Source organism: Mangrovimonas sp. ST2L15 (genome assembly GCF_001280515.1).
In the GTDB taxonomy this organism is placed as follows: domain Bacteria; phylum Bacteroidota; class Bacteroidia; order Flavobacteriales; family Flavobacteriaceae; genus Mangrovimonas; species Mangrovimonas futianensis.
In genome coordinates this window covers 1,124,297-1,144,534 of sequence record NZ_LBIQ01000030.1, presented here as the reverse complement: position 1 = coordinate 1,144,534, position 20,238 = coordinate 1,124,297, and the positions used below count along the sequence as shown (strand labels likewise).

Sequence of the window (20,238 nt, the reverse complement as noted above, 5' to 3'; positions counted from 1 at the left end):
ATTATTTAAACTCCCAATTGGCAGAGAGCTGTATTGGTGTATAACTTGGAAGTTTCACACCTTGATTAATAAATGATATAAAATCACTTTTCCTCAATAATAGCTTACCAAGCGAAACCGGATCATTGTAATCCTTAACCTCAAAAACACCGAGGGTAACTGAATAACTTAACGAAGAAAAAAGATTCGGTACACTTATTGAAATATGGTGTTTTTCTTTATCATTGATTAAAACTATTCCATCCTGAACATTGTTTGCCACTGCTACCAACTTTTGCTCAATATCCAAAAAAGATAACCCAACATAGAATTTTTTGATTTCGCTAGAAATTGTTAGTTCAAAATTAAGTTTCACATCATTGGATTGCTGAAAAACAAAACGATTATCTGTTTTTTCTGAATAATTCTCAACAATCAAATTTGAAAATGATGCTTGTCCAGTTCCTTGCGTACTGGACTCAGAATTTTGGAATAACTTAAAGTACTCTGTAATTACATTTTGGACTTGTTCACTTTCATATTTAGTTTTTCCATGATCTAATAGCATACCGTGTGTACAAACCTTTGCTACTTGTGTCATGGAATGGGACACAAAAATTACTGCACATCTATCCAAAAGTTCAGAAATCCTATTGAGACATTTAATTTTAAAACCTACATCACCAACAGCCAAAACCTCATCTATTATTAAGATATCTGGCTCCATCTGAGAAGCAACAGCAAATCCCAACCTGACTTTCATTCCTGAACTGTAATTTTGAACAGGTGAATCAATAAAATCTCCTATTTCGGAAAATTCTATTATCTTATCAATCTTGTTGTCAATTTCCTTTTTAGACAAGCCTAAAATCGCCCCATTATTATAGATATTTTCTCTACCGGTAAGAATCGGGTTAAAACCAGCACCAAGTTCAATTAAAGCACCTACTCTACCTCTCATTTCTATAGAGCCTTCATCTGGTTTTATCAAACCATTCAGCATCTTCAATAAAGTACTTTTGCCGGCCCCATTGTGACCAATCAAACCTAAACATTCTCCCCGTTTGAGCTCAAAACTAACTTCTTTAACTGCCCAAAACTCATGATTTCTTAATCCTTTTTTCTTTGACCCAAAGAAAACGGGCTTAAACAAATCATATAATCCATACTGTAAGCTTTTCTTTAAATCTTTACAGTATTTTTTGGATACACCTTCAACCTTTATTAAAACTTCTTTATTCATTTCCCTATTTCTTATCATCCATTTCTTTCAACAATAATCGGTATCGAAAATCGATAAAATACCCAAGCAAAAACTAGAAAAATAAATGTAAATATCATCAAAACTGTAAAATACAAATTATAGGAAGATTCCAAGCCGGTCATATATTCCCTGGCTGTAACTATTAGGCATGAGGTAGGATTCCATTCAACAATTTTTGCGAGAAACCCTTGATTTTTGGATGCACTATATACTACTGGGCTTAGATACATTAAGAATTGCATTCCCATAGGTATAAGCCTACCAACATCATTGTATAACATTCCTAACGGTGTAAGTATCAAACCAGCACAAAAACCAAAAAAAATAAGTCCTAAAATTACCAATGGTATAAAAATAATTCGAAAATCTGGAGTGATTCCAAATATTATAATAACAGCAAACATCAAGCATAATTTTATTAATGAATTACCGCCAATTTTATATAGTCCTGACAACAATAAAGCCTCCTTAGGAAAATTAATCTTACCTATAATTCCCTTAGACCCCATTGTTTGCTTAAGGGGAATCATTACGCTTTCACTTAGAATTGACCACAATAATGTTCCAGTTAATACATAAGCGGGATAGGGAATCCCTGAATCGGAAATCTTTACAGCCCCCGAAGCGTTTAAGAAAATCCACACTAAGGCACTCATCAATGGCGTAATAAACGCCCAAAATGCACCCAATAACGATTGCCTATATTGTCCTTTAAAATCCCTTACCGTTAGCCTCCAAGCTAGATCCCTTGATTGTTTTAAGTCAGAAAACATTTCTGATAGAAGGTCTTTCAACCTAACTCCAGAGTTATCGGACTTATAAACTCTTATTTGCATAAAATAATTTAAACTTTTGCTTACTTGCCTATGGTATAAACTTTAAATCCCTTTTCTGTTATTTCTGCCTCGTCCAACAACCTACGTCCATCAAACACAAAAGCAGGTTTCATCATATTTTCATAAACCCTATCCCAGTCATAAGATTTAAACTCGTCCCACTCGGTAAGAACAGCCACTGCATGGGCTTTATCCATAGCCTTATATGGGTCATTAACTACAGTTACTCTATTCATAATATCTTCTGATGACAATGTCCCGAGATATTCTAAATCAGAATAAATTTGCTCTTCGGTAACCTTAGGATCATAAACAACAATTTTGGCTTGCTCTTGAAGTAAATGCTCAGCCACGTATATAGCTGCACTCTCCCTTGTATCGTTAGTATCCTTTTTAAAGGCCCACCCAAGGAACGCAATTTTTTTATCAGCAATGGTATTATAAAGTGTAGTAATAATTTTTTTAGCAAAACGGTACTTTTGGTAATCGTTCATAATAATAACTTGTTCCCAATAATCCGCCACTTCATTCAAACCAAGCGATTTGGAAATATACACCAAGTTCAAAATATCCTTTTGAAAACACGAGCCCCCAAAACCGACAGAAGCCTTTAAAAACTTAGGTCCAATTCTAGAATCTTTTCCTATAGCTCTAGAAACCTCATCCACATCAGCTTCGGTAGCCTCACATAATTCTGAAATGGCATTAATTGAGGACACTCTTTGAGCCAAAAAGGCATTAGCCACCAATTTTGACAACTCAGAGGACCATACATTCGTTGTTAATATTTGCTCTTTAGGAACCCAGCTAGCATAAATATCTACCAAAGCTTGCATTGCTTCTTTTCCTTCTGGCGTATCTTCCCCTCCAATCAATACCCTATCTGGGCTTTGCAAATCTTCCACCGCAGTTCCTTCCGCCAAGAATTCAGGATTTGATAAAATAGAAAACTTAAACCCATTTCCAGTATTATCCAAAATACTTTTAACAGCTTGTGCAGTTCTTACAGGCAAGGTAGATTTTTCAACTACGATTTTATCTCCTTTGGAAACTCTTGCGATTTGTCTGGCACATAATTCCACATACTTCAAATCAGCCGCCATCCCTTTTCCTTCTCCATAAGTTTTTGTGGGTGTATTGACTGAAATAAATACCATTTCAGCTTCATCAATTGCCCTGTCAACCTCCGTAGAAAAGAAGAGGTTTCTTCCTCTAGCCTCTTTCACTACTTCATCTAGTCCGGGTTCATAAACAGGAAGTTTGGAAAGGTCTTCATCATTCCAAGCTGCAATTCTTTGTTTATTTAAATCAACAACAGTAACATTAATTTCTGGATTTTTTTGGGCAATGACTGCCATGGTAGGACCACCGACATATCCGGCTCCTATACAACAGATATTTTTGATTTTCATTAAGATATTATTTTGAAAATAACTTTTTTACGAAGGTCAAATATAGGTAGTTTTTAATTAAAACAATTTAAGAAATCATTAGATTTTGATTTTTACGATTTCTTTAAATTGATTGCAACCAAAACCCATGTTTTAAAGAAAAATTAAAACTAAATGACGCATATAAGCCATAAAATGAATCATCAACACAACCAAACTAAAAGGGAAGATTAACTAGCACCCACTAACTTTCAAACATCCTTTACTTTAAGACTGAATTTTTGAAAAATCAATAATTATTTCTATGAAAATTAATAATCTTTCAATAAATGTTTATACCATTAAAAAATAGCACAACTCCCTTAATCACTAAAGTTCAAAGCAATCACTAGGTGATAGAAAAAGACATTAGCAAATTCCATTAATCAATGCCACCAAATACTTACATCTAATCGATAAAATCAGTTCAAACAACGTATTAATTTTTAAGCAATTACAATTAATTAGTTGATTTGTATTAAATCATCTTATACCCATGAAACAAATCTTACTATTTTTCGCTATTCTAACGACCTTCTTGAGTTACGGTCAAACTATTTATCAAACCGACTTTTCAACTCCAGTTGGATTTGAGCATAATAATGCTTCGCCCCCAAGTGGGTGGCCTGCGGACGATTTTGTAACAGGCAACAATTTTTACTTGGCTTATGATTCAGGAGCGCCAGTCGATACTGATGGCGGTGGCGGCTATTTCAGATGTGACGGGACTCTTATTGAGCAATCCGATTTTGGAGCTGAAGCTTATTTTGAAAGCTTCCCTATTGATATCAACGGTATTTCAAGTATTAGTATTTCAGGCCTCGGCGAGGTTACAAGTGGAAATCCTTTTAATAATACTCCGACAGAATATTTCCAATGGTCCTACCAAATTGACGGAGAACCTTGGGTTTATGGAGACCTCTATTCTGGCAGTTCTGTTACCACTCTTAATACACCAGCTGAATGGAATTCAATCACAGGTCTTGATGGGAGCGAATTAAGAATTAGATTCTATTTTAATTCCAATGGAAATTCTAGATTTGAGGTTACCGATATAACTGTTGAGGAAATAGCGGCAACCACTACTGTTGAATTTACGGACACTTCGGCTAGCGTGAGTGAGGGAGCAGGAACAATAGACGTTGAACTAAGCATTACTAACCCTAGTTCTACATCACCAACTTTAGTTCAAGTTGGTTTGTTTTCTGGTGATCCTACAGATTTAGGAAATTATATTACACAAACCATTACATTTCCAGCTGGAAGTAGCACTCCTGAATATTTAACCATCAATATTACCGATGACTCAGAAATAGAAGGGGATGAAATTTTTGGATTTACCATTGATTTGATTGTAGGTGGTGATAGTGCTTCTGTTGGTACAAATGACACTTTCGCACTAACAGTTGTAGATAATGATTTTGACTATGATATAATTGCAATTGAAGATTTTGATGGATCTTCTCCTTATTGGTATAACGATATAGCTAGCCAGGTGTTTCAAGACCCTAATAATGCAAATCATGGATTATTCATCCAAGCCTCATCTATGAATAATTCAGAATTTTCTGGAGCCTCCGTTTTTGGACATGATTTACAAGGTGAAGCTGGAGAACCGTCATTAGATCCTTTTGTCTTCACCTTTCAAGAGGTAAACATTCAGGGATATGAAAATGTCCAATTGAAATTTGATTATTATGTCAATGCTAACAATGATTCTGGAACCTATGAGGTTTTTTATGATGGTGTTGGGCAAGGACCAATAGAATTCTATAATAATCCAAATTCTGGAATATCAGGAACTGTTTTATTTGACGTAGATCCGACTGCAACTATGATTAGTTTGGTAGTCTCAGGGACATTGGAAGGAAATAATGACATTATTGAAATGGATAATTTCATGTTGATCGGTGATCAACTTGCTCCTGAAGTCTTCACTTATGCAGGAGGCATTGGTTGGGTCCCCAATCACCCTAATGACCCATCTAACCCTGCCAATCCGCAAGATGACATCCAAGTTATCTTTGGAGCGAATGATGCAGACATTGATCAAATTACCTCAGATTTAATAATTAATGATGTCACCTTACAAGTAAACAGCTCTTTTTATATTGAAACGGGTATCAATTTAACCATTAACGGAACTTTAACATTAGCAAATGGATCCAATGTAATATTAAGCTCCACTTCCAACTCCTATTCCAGTTTAATGTTAGCTAATGCGGCCTCTCTGACCGCTTCCAATGGAACTGGACAGGTTAATTATGACAGATATGTCAATACCAATGCGACTACAGCAACTAGTGCTGGTGACAATGATTTAATATCGCCTCCTGTTTTCAGAGCTGGCCAAACATTTGGTTCGTTTTATAGTAATGGAGCCAACGCTACTAGTTTGTACCAAAACCCTTCAAACACAGACCAAAAATTATTTGGACCATTTAATAAAACGTCTGGAACATACTTAACTTACAATGTCATTGATGATTTTAGTGTATCTTTAGTACCTGCAACAGGATATCGCGCCGCGACTAATGACGACGGCAGTAACACTAATAATGTATTGCGTTTTAGAGGATTACCTAGTGTAGCACCAATTAACAGAACCATTTCGAAGGAGGGTCCAAGTTATATGGCTTGGAACGTTATTGGAAATCCATATTCTACCTATTTAAGTTTAGAAGACTTCTTAACCACTAACATCGCAAGTTTCGATCCTACTGCGGCGGCTATTTATGGATACAATGCTCATACCAATGGTAGCAGCACTTATCCTTGGACAATTTGGAATTTAGCTTATTTAGAAGCAAATCCCGATGCAGCTATTGCACCCGGTCAAGGTTTTCTTGTAACCGCTGATGATGCTGCCAATGTTAACTTTGATCCATCCATGAGGAGATTGGGCAACTCTGACGATTTTATTTTTGGTAGAATGGCAAATCCTTCTCAAATAAATACCAATATATCATTTATTAGACTGAACTTACAAAGTTCATCTAACATCAAGTACACTGAAGTCTATTTTAATAATTCAGCTTCTCTAGGTCTTGACTTAGGTTATGATGCCAGAGTATTTGGAGATAATGAAGCGGGTGATTTTGATATTTACACACACATGCTTGAAGACAATATTGGTGAAGACATGGCAATTCAGACATTAAATTATGAAGATCTAAATAACAACCTAATTTTGCCATTAGGAATTAATGGATTTTCTGGCCAACAAATTAACATAAGCATCTCGGAATCAACTTTACCAAGTAATATATTAGTGTACCTTGATGATATTCTAACTGGCAACAGTATTTTATTGAATAATTCGGATTATATATTCACTCCATCTTCAAATTTAAATGGAATTGGAAGATTTTATCTCCGCTTTGAAAACCCCGGATTAACGATTGAAGAAAACTCTGTTAAAGATTTGGTTGTTTATACAAAATCAAACGATATTTATATCAAAGGAAAACTTTCAGATGGCACCAAAATTAGTTTGTTTGATATTCAAGGTAAAAAAGTAATATATCAAAATTTGGATAGCGAGGAAAATTTGAACATCTTGCATACAGATTTATCTGAAGGAGTTTATGTACTAAGAATTAATGAAAATGATCAAATTTTCACAAAAAAAATAATTCTATCAAAAAAATAAACTCATTTAAATCAATGGCAACCTATTAAAAATCACTAAGATAATTTAATAATTTCCCAATGATCATTAATAAAATTTCAAAATAATTAAATTCGATTAAGATTCTCTTCAATCCATAATTTATTTATTATTTTTGAAATGTTTATATTTTGCATTATGACAAAAAAGAACCAAGAAAACCAAATCACCAGAAAAGAAGCCATTAAAAGAATGGGGAAATATGCGGCGCTTACAGCAGCTGGAACATTTCTTATATTAAATCCGGCAAAAGCACAAGTAGGCTCCCCTCCTGACCCAGGTGGAGGTTTTGAAAGAAATGGACAAGGAGATTTTGAAGATATGTTTGAAGGTTAAACAATCTTGAAAAATTACCTGAAACCAACATCATATAAAAAAATAGGAGACAACTATATTTTATGGTTTGAAAATTCAAATCAATATGTAGTTGTCTCCTCATTTATATACAAACTTGTTTTACTTTATTTAGATAAATCATCATATCAAAAATGGGTTGAGTCTTGCTCCACATTACAATTAGAAATATCAGAATTAAACAGTTTATATCAGGAAATTAGTACCTTTCTTACCCAAGCTAGCAAAAAGGAACAAACATCAAACCTTTCTACAAAGACCGACTACCCAAAAAATACCACCTCAGTAGAAGAAATAAAGTTTTATAAATACCAGAATGTTTGTTTTAACATAAAGTTTTCTAAAAGTAATATTTTAAACATTATAAAAAATCCTATTGAACATCTTCAAAACCGAACTAGAACATCTCCAGAGTCGAAAATCCATTTCCAGCTAATCTGTGATAAAAACCATATATATTTCCTTAAAAATAACAATTTAATTTCTATTGAACCCTTGAATAGAATCCACTATATCCAAGGAAAGGTAACTATGGAAATCCTAAAATTGACTAACCAAATTGAAGAGTCAAAATTTATTGCAACTTTCCATTCGGCAGCAATCGGCAATGGCAAAAAAGGGATTTTACTAACAGGAATTTCGGGGAGCGGAAAAAGCACCCTATCAGCTTTACTAGCATCGCAAGGATTCGATATTTTATCGGACGATTTAACCCCCATGGTAGAGGGTAATTTAATACTCTCAAATCCCTCTGCTCTTTCCATAAAGGAGGGGGCTTTCAATACTATAGAATCTACTCACCCAAATTTCAGAAACTCAGGTACGGTTTTGAATTTGAAAAAAAATATCAAAGTTAAATACCTACCGTTAAAAAAATTCAGCGATAGAAACACTCCATTACCATGCCATCAAATAATCAAAGTTAATTACAGTAAAAAATCAAAAGAATCACTAAAAAAAATAAATTGTAATTCTATCCTTGATACCCTGATTCCAGACTCTTGGATTTCTCCAAAAAAAGAGAATGCTGAATCCTTTTTGAATTGGATTAGTCAATGTCAGTTTTATGAATTAACTTATAACGAGAATCAATTTGCCATTGATCAAGTAAAAGCTTTGTTTAAAACAACCCTATCCTAGGAGAATTATCGAGATTTGAAGACGGAATACCATCTTTTAGGACATATTCTTTCAAATACTAATAATGAGGAAAAATTAAAAAATATTTTTACCTCAGAACAGGTTAATTGGGATGAATTTGTAAAAGTTGCTAGTAGCGAATTAATGCTTCCTGCTTCATTTTTATCACTCAAAAGAAAAGATTTATTGAGATATCTTCCGGAAGATTTAAATGAATATCTTGAAGAGATTACCAAAATAAACAGAAACAGGAATGCCATTTTGCTTTCGGAAACACAAGAAATAACAAACTTACTTTCAGAGAATAATATTAATCATGTGTTTATAAAAGGTATAGCAATAATTGCTTCGAATCTAATTGAAGATATCGGTTTTCGTATGATTGGCGATATAGATATATTAATTGATCGGAATCAGATCGATCGTGCATTTAAGCTTTTAAAAACTCAAGGGTACAATGACCTTAGACCATTCAACTACGAAGTAAAAGATTACCGTCATTATCCAAGACAGATTTCAAAGAATAAATATGGAGCCATAGAACTACATGAGTTTCTATTAAACCTTAAAACAAACTATCTTTTAAACCCAGCTTATATCCTTAAAAACAAAATATATTTACAAGGAATTCCAATTCCAAACAAACAGGATTCTATAAAAATAGCAGCCTATACAACTCAAATCAATGATAAATATCAGAAAATTCCAAATGTAAAATTTAAATCTACTTATGATACCTTAATTCTAGGATTAGATCCAAATCAAGAAGTTTATAAAACTATTAAATCGAACGCTTTTGGGAAATTATTTATCGAACTATCATCAATTTATTTTCAAACATTAAAAAATTCAGACAAGCCAAAAAACAGATCCTTTAAATATATCATTTTTAAACATTTGTCAAAAAGGAAAGGCATAAAACGAAGTTTTATCAGAAGTTTGTCCAGATATTATACTGTAACTGAAAGATTACAACTATTTGTAAGCAATCCAAGCTACAGAAAACATGTTTTAAGAAATAAAATACTGAACTTAAAGGAATAAGCAAATGTAATTTCTAGCAGTAATTTTTTTTTATTATCAACTAAAACTCTATTTTTGAACAAACCTTTTTTTATGAAGAGACTCTTAATTTTAGCATTTCTCATTTCTACTTTCACTAGTGGTTATAGCCAAATGCGCTTGGAAAATGAACCATCTGTTTTGGTTAGTTTAGGTGTCAATGGCTTAGTGACCGAAGGCACCAGAAAACCTTGGAAAGATTTTGATGAAATTGCATTTCATATACCTATTGCATTTTCGGTTGAATTTGGTATAAATAGCTACCTATACTTTGAACAAGATTTTTCAATGAATGGGTATAAAAAAGGAGAATTTATTGATAATGGTGTTTTAGATGAAGACAAGACATTTTTCACAACAAATACCTATTTAAAATTCTATTATTCCGATTTAATTTTTAAAAGGGAACCAGATTGGCTAGACCTTTATGTGAGTACGGGACCTGGGTATTTTTCCATTGAAGAATCCAATTTCTCCTGGAATCTGGCTTTAGGAGGAACTGTGTGGGTTTCTGACAACATTGGAATACGACTTCAAGCTGCAGGGAAATGGGCCTTTCATAGATTGGACAGACAATATGACAACAACCATTATCAATATTATTTAATGGGCGTCTTTAAGCTTTAAAAGGTATCATAACAATAAAAAAATTAAGGGACATATCATTTTATGTCCCTTAATTTTTTTATCAATTTTCAGATCAAATAAACCGCTAAAGCTTTGTCATCTAATAAAAAGTGACCGCGGAGGATTATATTTCGCTCAACACTGCGTGTTGAAAATAAAAAAGCCCCACTTTCAAATTCAAGTAAACTTGATATATCGTGCGACTTTTTTATCTATCTGTGACCGCGGAGGGATTCGAACCCCCAACCCTCAGAGCCGAAATCTGATATTCTATCCAGTTGAACTACGCGGCCAAAAAAGTATGATCTAACTCAATTTAGCCTTTACAATGGTTGAAATAGTTTTTCCATCGGCTTTTCCAGCTAGTTCCTTACTAACAAGTCCCATTACTTTTCCCATATCTTTCATACCATCTGCACCAACCTCCTCGATTGTAGCAACAACTACCTTTTCAATTTCAGTTTCAGAAAGTTGCTCTGGTAAAAATTGACTAATAACTTTGGCTTCATCTATTTCAGGTTGCGCCAAATCTTCTCTTCCTTGTTCTAAATAAATAGCTGCACTATCTTGACGTTGTTTAACCAGTTTCTGAAGTAATTTAAGCTCCTCGTCTTCGGTTAAACCATCACCAGCACCCGTCTCCGTTTGTGCTAAAAGTATAGATGATTTTATGGCTCTCAAAGCAGTTAAAGCTGTTTGATTCTTTGCTTTCATGGCCTCTTTCATACCATCCATCACTTTATTCTGTAAACTCATAATCCGTTAATTTTGCGTTTGCGAAGATACTAAAGAAAACCCGAAAAACCATTACTGATTCTTCGGGTTTCCAAGAAGCTTAAACACTAAACTTAATTGCTATTAATCTACATTGTCATGAAGAAATGAATTGTTATTTCTCATCTGTATATCATTATTGTCATCCAAACTAATACTGGTACTGGACATACTACTTGAATCTGACGAATGTGGGGTATCATTTAAATCTACACCTTGTCTTTTGTATGCAGGTATTTTTTCAATATCATCAATCTTATTCGTGTTGAATTTATAATTAAAATCCTTCATCTTTCTCCTTCTTTCCTCCGCACGCTCTTTTAACATATCAGATATTGGACTGTTCATAGGATCTATATCCCCACCAGACTCTGTTCCCTGGTCAACATCCTCTTTTAAAGTTTTCTTTTCAAATACTACATCCTGTTCCTCAATGACCACCTCATTCTTTTTAGGGTTCATTTCAGACTCTACTTCAATGTAGTCATCTAAGGCATACCTTACTTCTCCCTTTTCATTAGACTCGGTGACAGGAATTACCTCAACAAAATCCCTTACAGGCATTTTTTTAACATTCTCATCCAACTCATGCACTACAAAATCATTATCCTTGCTAGTAATTGGAGACTCACTTATAGGTAAATCAAAGGTTAATGTAATTTGTTGCTCCTCCTCACCATACTCATCCTCATAACTTTCTTCCACTGCCTCAGGTTTTATTTCAGTGATGATATAATCATCCTCTTCTTCCTCAATTTCAGCAGTTACCTCTTCGTAAGTAACCTTAATATTTTTAATTTCCTCATTTGTCTTAATCAATCCCGAAGGCTCTTCAGAATGATTTAATTTAGGTGATGGATCTGAATTAATTTGAAAATCATCCAATTCCTCAATATCTAATGTATGCTTGACAACCTCTTCTTTTTTCTCCTCTTTTAATTCTATGTTGGGAGTAATAATAGCGGGTTGCTTTTCTTTCTTTGTTAAATCCTTTTCAAAGGGCTTATCATCTTCTAAGGCGTGGATTACTTTTTTAATCTCTGTATTAGAGATTTCATTCTGTTGATCCAAATCAAAACCAGTGGCAATAATTGTTACGGCTATAGATTCATCAAGTGACTCATCCTCACCAACCCCCATAATAATATTGGCTCCATGACCCGCTTCGTCTTGAATATGGTCATTAATTTCCCCAATTTCATCGATAGTGATTTCCTGAACACCAGAAACGATAAGCAACAATACATTCTTAGCACCCGTAATCTTATTATCATTTAGCAATGGCGAATCCAATGCCTTTCTAATAGCTTCATGAGCTCTATTTTGACCAGATGCTATTGCAGATCCCATAATAGCTGTACCACTATTGCTTAATACAGTTTTAGCATCACGTAAATCGATGTTTTGAGTATAGTGATGAGTTATAACTTCAGCTATACCACGAGCAGCTGTAGACAAGACTTCATCTGCCTTGGAGAACCCAGCTTTAAAGCCTAGATTCCCGTATACCTCTCGTAGTTTATTATTATTAATGACTACCAGAGAATCAACCATAGACCTTAGGTTGTCAATTCCCTTTTGGGCTTGTTGGTTTCTTAATTTTCCTTCAAATTGAAATGGCATTGTTACGATTCCTACAGTAAGAATATCCATTTCCTTTGCCATTTTGGCTATAATTGGGGCAGCACCTGTTCCAGTTCCACCTCCCATTCCTGCAGTAATAAAAACCATTTTGGTATTGGAATCCAACATGCTGCTTATTTCCTCAAAACTTTCAACGGCCGCCTTCTCTCCAATTTCTGGATTGGCACCAGCACCTAACCCTTCAGTTAGGTTAACCCCTAATTGAATTTTATTAGGAACACCGCTATTTTGAAGTGCTTGGGCATCTGTATTACAAATTACAAAATCGACTCCCTTAATTCCTTGTTGGAACATGTGGTTAATAGCATTGCTACCTCCACCTCCAACTCCAATAACCTTGATAACATTTGACTGATTTTTAGGTAAATCAAATGAGATACTGTTTTCAATTCCTGTGTTGCTGCTCATGAATCTTTGGTTTTATTATTCTGCGTTATCTAAAAAATCCTTCACTCTTTCGGTTAGTTTATCCAAGAAAGAGCGACGTTCTGGTTTTGGTTCTTTTATTGGTTCTTCAGGCTCTTCATTAGTTTCTTGAGCCTGTTCTTTTTGTTCTTCATACTTTTCTTGCGCTTTGGCCTCTGCTTTCTTTCTCTCATGTCGTTTCAATCCGTCCATGACCAAACCTACGGCCGTAGCGTATAACGGACTAGTCACTTCATCATCACTATCTCCAGCCAAATGTTCGTTGGGATAACCTATTCTTGTATCCATCCCGGTAATGTATTCCACTAATTGCTTTAAATGTTTCAATTGACTTCCGCCTCCTGTCAAAACGATACCTGCAATAAGTTTTTTCTTTTGTTCTTCATGACCGTAATTTTTGATCTCCAAGTACACCTGTTCAATAATCTCAACAACTCGGGCATGAATAATTTTCGATAAATTTTTAAGCGTAATCTCCTTTGGCTCCCTACCTCTTAAACCAGGAATGGAAACAATTTCATTATCCTTGTTTTCCCCTGGCCAGGCAGAACCGAATTTGATCTTTAATAACTCGGCTTGTTTCTCAATTATGGAACAACCCTCTTTGATATCTTCAGTAATGACATTACCTCCAAACGGAATAACAGCTGTATGACGAATAATGCCATCCTTAAATACCGCTAAGTCAGTGGTTCCACCGCCTATATCAATTAAAGCTACACCAGCTTCTTTCTCCTCTTGGCTTAATACAGCATTTGCAGAAGCTAATGGCTCTAATGTAATTCCCTCCAGATTTAAACCAGCACTTTTTACACACCTTCCAATGTTTCTAATAGAAGATACTTGCCCAACCACAACATGGAAATTTGCCTCTAAACGTCCTCCATACATCCCTATGGGCTCCTTAATCTCAGCCTGTCCATCAACCTTATATTCCTGTGGCAAAACATGTATTATTTCCTCTCCGGGAAGCATGACCAACTTATGAACTTGATTAATTAATTGTTCAATATCTTCTTCGTCGATTACTAACTCAGAATTGGGTCTAGTGATGTAATCACTATGTTGTAAACTACGGATATGTTGGCCAGCAATACCCACCGTTACATCCTCAATTTTAATATCTGCAGCCGCTTCAGCTTCTTGAATTGCAGCTTGAATGGATTGTATTGTTTGTGTAATATTATTGACCACACCACGGTGAACACCTAAGCTTTTGGATTTTCCAATTCCCAAAATCTCCACTTTACCGTATTCATTTTTACGACCAATCATGGCCACGATTTTCGTGGTTCCTATGTCTAATCCTATTGCAATGTTGTTTTCCATTGTTTACACTTTTGTACAGACTACTTGACTTTCAAATCTCAGATTTATATTGCTGTAACTGTTTAGCCTATTTTCTTTATAAGCCTTTTTATAAAATGCCTTGAGATTGTTTATTTTTTTATCTAAGCTAGTTGGTTTTCCTATTTCTACTATAAAATCATATTGTCTCAACCTGAGATATATATGATTCTTTTTGTCTTGCCTTATTTCAAAAACGTGTTTTTTTAAAAACTCATCATTTTGAATTTTTCTGGCAACTTCAAATACATTTGACAAATTATTTTTGTCGATACTTCCGGTTACAAGTGGTACTCTGGCAGAATAATTGGACGACAAAGGCATATAACTACCCTGATCATCGATGTAATACGATGCATTTGTACGCACTCTTGCTATAGGTTTCTTTTGGACTACATCTGCCTTTAACACGCCATCTACAGTCACATAGACATCTGCAGTTTTAATCATCGGATTGGAATTCAGGGCATGTTCCAATCCATTCAAATCTATAATTTCTTTAAACTCCTTTTGAGACCTTTGCGGATTTTGTATTAACAATTTACTAACAGTTTCCTGTGTGATATACATGTTGTTATCGCCTATGAAACTTATATCCACACGAGATATTTCCCGATTCATTTGTCTATCTGCTGAAAAAGCGAACAAAAAAACCACCAGGCAACCTAAAACCACCAATTTTACTATGTTCCAATCAACTCGCAACACTCAAGCTTTCTTTAATACGTTGAACTTCCTCTCCAATATCTCCTGCTCCTAGGGTTAAAACTACGGGAGCATCACTCTTTTTAATTTCCGATATTATCTCATGCTTTTGGATGAGCCTCTTATTAGAATTCTGAATTTTTGACAAAAGCCATTCAGATGTCACACCGGCCACAGGTAGCTCCCTAGCTGGATATATGTCCAGCAATCGCACTTCATCAAAGAGTCCTAAACTGGATGCAAACTCTTCAGCAAAATCTTTGGTACGACTAAACAAATGCGGTTGAAACACAACCAATACTTTTTTATCAGGATACATTTCACTCACCGCTTGATGAACCGCCTTAATTTCCTCAGGATGGTGGGCATAATCATCAATATAAACAAGCTCCTCTGTTTTAATGTGATAAGAAAATCTTCTTTTCACACCTTGATAGGAAATTAAAGCCTTGGCGAGCTGTTGGTGAGGGCAACCAAATTCCACAGCCATCGCCAAGGCAATTAATGCATTCGACAAATTATGTCTACCGGGTAGGTTAAATTTAAAATTGTTTATTATTCCATTTGGCGTTCGCACATCAAACAAATAACTCCCATTTTCTATTCTTAAATGGATAATTGCATAGTCTGAATCATCTTCAATCCCATATGTTATCCCTTTAAGAGGTAAGCCATTTTTAACAAATAACTTCCCTGTATCTTTTACTTTTTTGGCAAAGGCCTCAAAAGATTTTATCAATTCAAATTTATCTCCATAAATATCCAAATGGTCCGCATCCATAGAGGTTATACAGGCCAAATCTGGGGAAAGCGTTAAAAAGGATCTATCAAACTCATCGGCCTCCACAACAGATACCTCGGTACCGTTTAGTATCAAGTTGGATTGATAATTTTCGCTTATTCCTCCTAAAAATGCTGTCACAGGGACATCACAAACATTCAACAAGTGCCCCAAAATGCTGGTCGTTGTTGTTTTTCCATGTGTTCCAGCAACCGCTAAACAAAAAGTGTTTTCAGTGATAAGCCCCAAAACTTGAGATCGCTTCATCACACAAAACCCCTCTGTTTTGAAATAATTTAATTCCTTATGATCAGAAGGAATAGCTGGTGTATAAATTACAAGCACCTGCTTACTTTTGAGAAAAACAGGATTCACCAAACTTATATCATCAGCAAAATGAATATCCATACCTAGGTTTATTAACTCATCAGTCAATGTGGTTTGGGTTTTGTCATAACCTCCCACAGTTAGCCCTTTGGCATGAAAGTACCTAGCTAATGCACTCATACCAATACCTCCTATTCCGATGAAATAAACGCTATGTATGTTTTTTAAATCCAATTTAGTTTTTAAGTAATTTTTCTACTTCATTTACTATATCCTTGGTAGCATTTACTAATGCCAGATCCTTAATATTCTTACCCAACTCCTCCTGCTTTTCAGGCGAAGCCATAAGTTGGGAGAATTTATTTTCAAAATCAACATCCAAATCTTCCTCTTTAATTAAAAGAGCAGCCTGCCTATTCACAACAGCCATTGCATTTTTGGTTTGATGGTCCTCAGCTACATTGGGAGAAGGAATGAAAATGACCGGCTTTCCCACAATACATAATTCTGACACCGAGCTTGCTCCAGCCCTTGAAATAATAATATCTGCCGCGGCATATGCCATAGCCATGTCGTTGATAAATGCATGAACTTGCACATCCTTGGTATGGTTATAAATTTTATACTTTTCGTAGTATAATTTTCCACATTGCCAAATGACTTGTATGTTATGGATTTGTAAAAAATCCAATTCCTTTTCAATAAGTTGATTGATTCGTCTAGCCCCCAAACTCCCTCCTAAAACCAATAATGTTTTCTTATCGGGCTTAAGAGAAAATAGCTCATCTGCAGCCTCTTTTTTATTGTCAATTTTCAATAAATCCTGCCTTACGGGATTTCCTGTTTTAACCATTTTTTTAGCTGGAAAGAAACGTTCCAATCCATCATAAGCCACACATATTTTATCCGCCTTTTTGCCTAATAACTTATTGGTAATTCCAGGAAATGAATTCTGTTCTTGGATAAGACTTGGAACCCCTTTAGAAACTGCCATTTGCAACAAGGGTCCACTGGCAAATCCGCCTGTACCAATGGCAATATCTGGCTTGAATTGATTCACAATTTTCCTTGCCTTCAATAAACTGCTTATTAGCTTAAATGGGAAGCTTAGATTTTTCAAAGTCAATTCTCTCTGAATTCCAGAAATCCACAATCCTTTGATGTCATAACCGGCTTGAGGCACTTTATCCATCTCCATTTTATCCTTGGCACCAACAAACAAAATTTGAGCATCTGGATACCTCAATTTTATTTCATTGGCAATGGCAATGGCCGGATAGATATGACCTCCCGTTCCTCCACCAGATAATATGACTTTAATTGCGCTCATTTATATCGTTTCTGAAAGAATCTCCAAAGGATTCTCCTCAGTATTTTCTTTTTCTTTTATTTCTTCTCTTTTTACACTGACACTCAGTATAATCCCTACAGATAAACATGTCATCCAAATAGAGGTTCCACCACTACTTATCAATGGTAATGTTTGACCCGTTACCGGGAACAGCTGTACCGCTACCGCCATATTAATCAAGGCTTGAAACACTATAGGTAAACCAACTCCTAACACCAATAATTTCCCAAAGATGGTTTCAGACTTTTGTGCCACAATCACGATTCTAAACAATAGCCACAAATAAGATACCATCAAAACAAGCCCCCCTATCAATCCATATTCTTCCACAATAATGGCATAGATAAAATCTGAAGAAGATTGCGGCAGAAAATTCTTCTGTAAACTTTTACCTGGCCCAACACCTCTAATTCCTCCAGATGCGATAGCTATTTTTGCCTTTTCAATTTGATAATCCTCTTCGGTCACCTCCTCATTTGCAAAACTCTCTATCCTACTCATCCATGTGTCTACCCTATTTGGCATTGCATCTGGAAATGCCTTTGCAACCAAAATAAATATGGTCAAGGATAGCATACCAGCCCCAATAATCACCGCTAAATACCTAAGAGGATACCCACCTAAGAACACCAACATCATAACCATCACAAACATGATGGCTGCTGTAGAAAAGTTGGCCGGCAAAATTAAAATAAGTATTAAGAAAACAGGCATCCAAAGTGGTAAAATTGACTCCTTAAATGTTATTTTTTTATCGTTAATTTTTGACATGTACCTAGCCACATAAACCATGAGTACCACCATAGCCAGAGTCGAGGTTTGAAACGACATGTTTACAATGGGGATTTGTATCCATCTGCTCGCATTGGCTCCATCAATAGTAGTCCCTTGAAGCATAGTAACAACCAACAATACAACAACAACAGGCAACATAACCATAGACAAACCTCGAAAATAACGATACGGAATTTTATGAATCCCATACATGATAGAGAACCCTAAAAAAAGATGTACCAAATGCTTTATAAAAAACCCAAAAGTATTTCCATTGCCACTCACATAAGCCAAATTACTTGCAGCACTATAAACGGGCAAAAATGAAAATATAGCCAGTAAGGCCGCAATGGACCAAATCAACCTATCTCCTTTTAGATTCTTTAATAAACTCTTCATTCTATCTTTTATAAATTCCTAACCGCCTCTTTAAATTGACGTCCTCTATCCTCATAATTTTGAAACAAGTCAAAGCTGGCACAAGCTGGAGACAATAAAACATTGTCACCAGGTTCAGCAATCTTGTAAGCAATCTTTACGGCCTCACTCATAAATTGTGTCTCTACAATAACGTCTACCATAGGAGCAAAATTCTCAATCAACTTTTCATTATCTATCCCCAAACAGATAACCGCCTTTACCTTTTCATTTACAAAAGGAAAAAGCTCTTGATAATTATTCCCTTTATCTTCACCTCCAACAATCCACACTGTAGGGGCATCCATGCTTTCTAATGCATAATAGGTCGCATTAACATTCGTTGCCTTGGAATCATTGATGTAGTTTACTTTATTAATTTTTAAAACTTGCTCCAATCGGTGTTCTACACCATGAAAATTTTCAAGACTTTCTCTTATGGTTTGCTTTCTGATTTTCAATAAATGCGCTACGGTTGAAGCAGCCATGGCATTTTTAATATTGTGTTTTCCTTCTAATGCTAAATCTTTTGTTGGCATAATAAACTGGTTGTTATCTATAATTACTTTTATGTTTTCGTTTTCTATAAATGCACCATTTTCAAAAGTTTTCTTCAGTGAAAATGGCAATAATCTTGATTGAACTGGGTTGTTTTCCAACCATTCCTGAATTACCTCATCATCGGCATCATAAATGAAATAATCTTCTGGAGTCTGATTCATAATTATCCTAAACTTTGAAGCGATATAATTTTCAAATTGATAATTATATCGATCCAAATGATCTGGAGTAACATTGGTCAAAACAGCGATATGAGGCTTGAAGTCCAAAATATCATCCAATTGAAAACTGCTTATTTCAAGGACATAATTTTCATAATCATGCTCCAATATTTGCTTAGCAAAACTGTCTCCAATATTCCCTGCCAAACCTACTTGCAGTTCTTGTTTCAAAATATGATGCGTCAAGCTTGCAGTAGTTGTTTTACCATTACTACCAGTAATACCTACAATCGTTGCCGAGGTATATCGAGATGCAAACTCGATTTCTGAAACAATTTGGATTCCCTTCTCCCTTATCATTTTCACCAAAGGTGCCTTTTCTGGAATACCGGGACTCTTCATTACCAAATCAGCATTGAAAATCTCTGACTCAGTATGTTTTTCATCCTCCCATTCAATCTCATTATTTATAAGAACTTCTTTATACTTATCTTTTATGCTCCCCTTATCTGAAACAAAAACTTCAAACCCCTTTTGCCTTCCTAAAAGTGCTGTTCCTACACCACTTTCACCTCCACCTAGTATCACTAGTCTTTGAGTCATTCTTC

General features: G+C 35.1%; 16 protein-coding genes and 1 tRNA gene. 5 read left to right on the top strand and 12 right to left on the bottom strand.

The window, feature by feature from the left end:
* Nucleotide 1: 1 nt before the first annotated feature.
* From ZA07_RS08845 to ZA07_RS08835, 3 genes are read right to left on the bottom strand one after another with little or no spacing between them, the layout of a single operon-like run.
* The gene (locus ZA07_RS08845) at nucleotides 2-1,222 is read right to left on the bottom strand and encodes an ABC transporter ATP-binding protein (RefSeq protein ID WP_053972105.1); all 1,221 of its coding nucleotides are present in this window, start codon (nucleotides 1,220-1,222) and stop codon (nucleotides 2-4) included.
* A gap of 14 nt (nucleotides 1,223-1,236) precedes the next feature.
* The gene (locus ZA07_RS08840) at nucleotides 1,237-2,079 is read right to left on the bottom strand and encodes an ABC transporter permease (protein WP_231628662.1); all 843 of its coding nucleotides are present in this window, start codon (nucleotides 2,077-2,079) and stop codon (nucleotides 1,237-1,239) included.
* A gap of 20 nt (nucleotides 2,080-2,099) precedes the next feature.
* A complete protein-coding gene (locus ZA07_RS08835; protein ID WP_053971333.1) occupies nucleotides 2,100-3,491 on the bottom strand; it encodes a UDP-glucose 6-dehydrogenase in 1,392 nt (463 codons plus the stop codon).
* Between the two features lie 514 nt (nucleotides 3,492-4,005).
* Between ZA07_RS08835 and ZA07_RS08830 the strand changes: the two genes are divergently transcribed.
* The 5 genes from ZA07_RS08830 to ZA07_RS08810 all read left to right on the top strand — a co-directional run bounded on the left by ZA07_RS08830 (nucleotide 4,006) and on the right by ZA07_RS08810 (nucleotide 10,362).
* Nucleotides 4,006-7,161, top strand: coding sequence for a T9SS type A sorting domain-containing protein (locus tag ZA07_RS08830; protein ID WP_053971332.1), 3,156 nt, complete (start codon nucleotides 4,006-4,008; stop codon nucleotides 7,159-7,161).
* A gap of 156 nt (nucleotides 7,162-7,317) precedes the next feature.
* Nucleotides 7,318-7,515, top strand: coding sequence for a hypothetical protein (locus ZA07_RS08825; protein ID WP_053971331.1), 198 nt, complete (start codon nucleotides 7,318-7,320; stop codon nucleotides 7,513-7,515).
* Between the two features lie 513 nt (nucleotides 7,516-8,028).
* The gene (locus tag ZA07_RS16020; protein WP_197276719.1) at nucleotides 8,029-8,673 is read left to right on the top strand and encodes a hypothetical protein; all 645 of its coding nucleotides are present in this window, start codon (nucleotides 8,029-8,031) and stop codon (nucleotides 8,671-8,673) included.
* A gap of 15 nt (nucleotides 8,674-8,688) precedes the next feature.
* Complete coding sequence (locus ZA07_RS08815; protein ID WP_053971329.1) at nucleotides 8,689-9,717, top strand: nucleotidyltransferase family protein; 1,029 nt, start codon at nucleotides 8,689-8,691, stop codon at nucleotides 9,715-9,717.
* A gap of 72 nt (nucleotides 9,718-9,789) precedes the next feature.
* Nucleotides 9,790-10,362: a hypothetical protein gene (locus ZA07_RS08810; protein WP_053971328.1), complete on the top strand. Its 573-nt coding sequence runs from the start codon at nucleotides 9,790-9,792 to the stop codon at nucleotides 10,360-10,362.
* A gap of 219 nt (nucleotides 10,363-10,581) precedes the next feature.
* Here ZA07_RS08810 and ZA07_RS08805 read toward each other — a convergent pair.
* The 9 genes from ZA07_RS08805 to murD form a co-directional block, all read right to left on the bottom strand.
* Nucleotides 10,582-10,655, bottom strand: a tRNA-Arg gene (locus ZA07_RS08805).
* 13 nt (nucleotides 10,656-10,668) lie between these two features.
* Nucleotides 10,669-11,118, bottom strand: a complete 450-nt coding sequence (locus tag ZA07_RS08800; protein ID WP_053971327.1) for a GatB/YqeY domain-containing protein — start codon at nucleotides 11,116-11,118, stop codon at nucleotides 10,669-10,671.
* A gap of 102 nt (nucleotides 11,119-11,220) precedes the next feature.
* Nucleotides 11,221-13,188 (bottom strand): cell division protein FtsZ, encoded by a 1,968-nt coding sequence (gene ftsZ, locus ZA07_RS08795; protein WP_053971326.1) that lies wholly within the window; start codon nucleotides 13,186-13,188, stop codon nucleotides 11,221-11,223.
* Between the two features lie 15 nt (nucleotides 13,189-13,203).
* Nucleotides 13,204-14,535, bottom strand: coding sequence for a cell division protein FtsA (gene ftsA / locus ZA07_RS08790; RefSeq protein WP_053971325.1), 1,332 nt, complete (start codon nucleotides 14,533-14,535; stop codon nucleotides 13,204-13,206).
* 3 nt (nucleotides 14,536-14,538) lie between these two features.
* Nucleotides 14,539-15,261 carry a cell division protein FtsQ/DivIB gene (locus ZA07_RS08785; protein ID WP_231628661.1) on the bottom strand — a complete coding sequence of 241 codons (723 nt, stop codon included), beginning with the start codon at nucleotides 15,259-15,261 and terminating at the stop codon, nucleotides 14,539-14,541.
* Nucleotides 15,248-16,600 (bottom strand): UDP-N-acetylmuramate--L-alanine ligase, encoded by a 1,353-nt coding sequence (gene murC / locus ZA07_RS08780; RefSeq protein ID WP_053971323.1) that lies wholly within the window; start codon nucleotides 16,598-16,600, stop codon nucleotides 15,248-15,250. Before murC ends, ZA07_RS08785 begins: the two co-directional genes overlap by 14 nt.
* A 1-nt stretch (nucleotide 16,601) precedes the next feature.
* Nucleotides 16,602-17,696, bottom strand: a complete 1,095-nt coding sequence (gene murG, locus ZA07_RS08775; protein WP_053971322.1) for an undecaprenyldiphospho-muramoylpentapeptide beta-N-acetylglucosaminyltransferase — start codon at nucleotides 17,694-17,696, stop codon at nucleotides 16,602-16,604.
* The gene (locus tag ZA07_RS08770; protein WP_053971321.1) at nucleotides 17,697-18,890 is read right to left on the bottom strand and encodes an FtsW/RodA/SpoVE family cell cycle protein; all 1,194 of its coding nucleotides are present in this window, start codon (nucleotides 18,888-18,890) and stop codon (nucleotides 17,697-17,699) included.
* Nucleotides 18,891-18,898: 8 nt separating this feature from the next.
* Complete coding sequence (murD, locus tag ZA07_RS08765; RefSeq protein ID WP_053971320.1) at nucleotides 18,899-20,233, bottom strand: UDP-N-acetylmuramoyl-L-alanine--D-glutamate ligase; 1,335 nt, start codon at nucleotides 20,231-20,233, stop codon at nucleotides 18,899-18,901.
* Nucleotides 20,234-20,238: the final 5 nt, after the last annotated feature.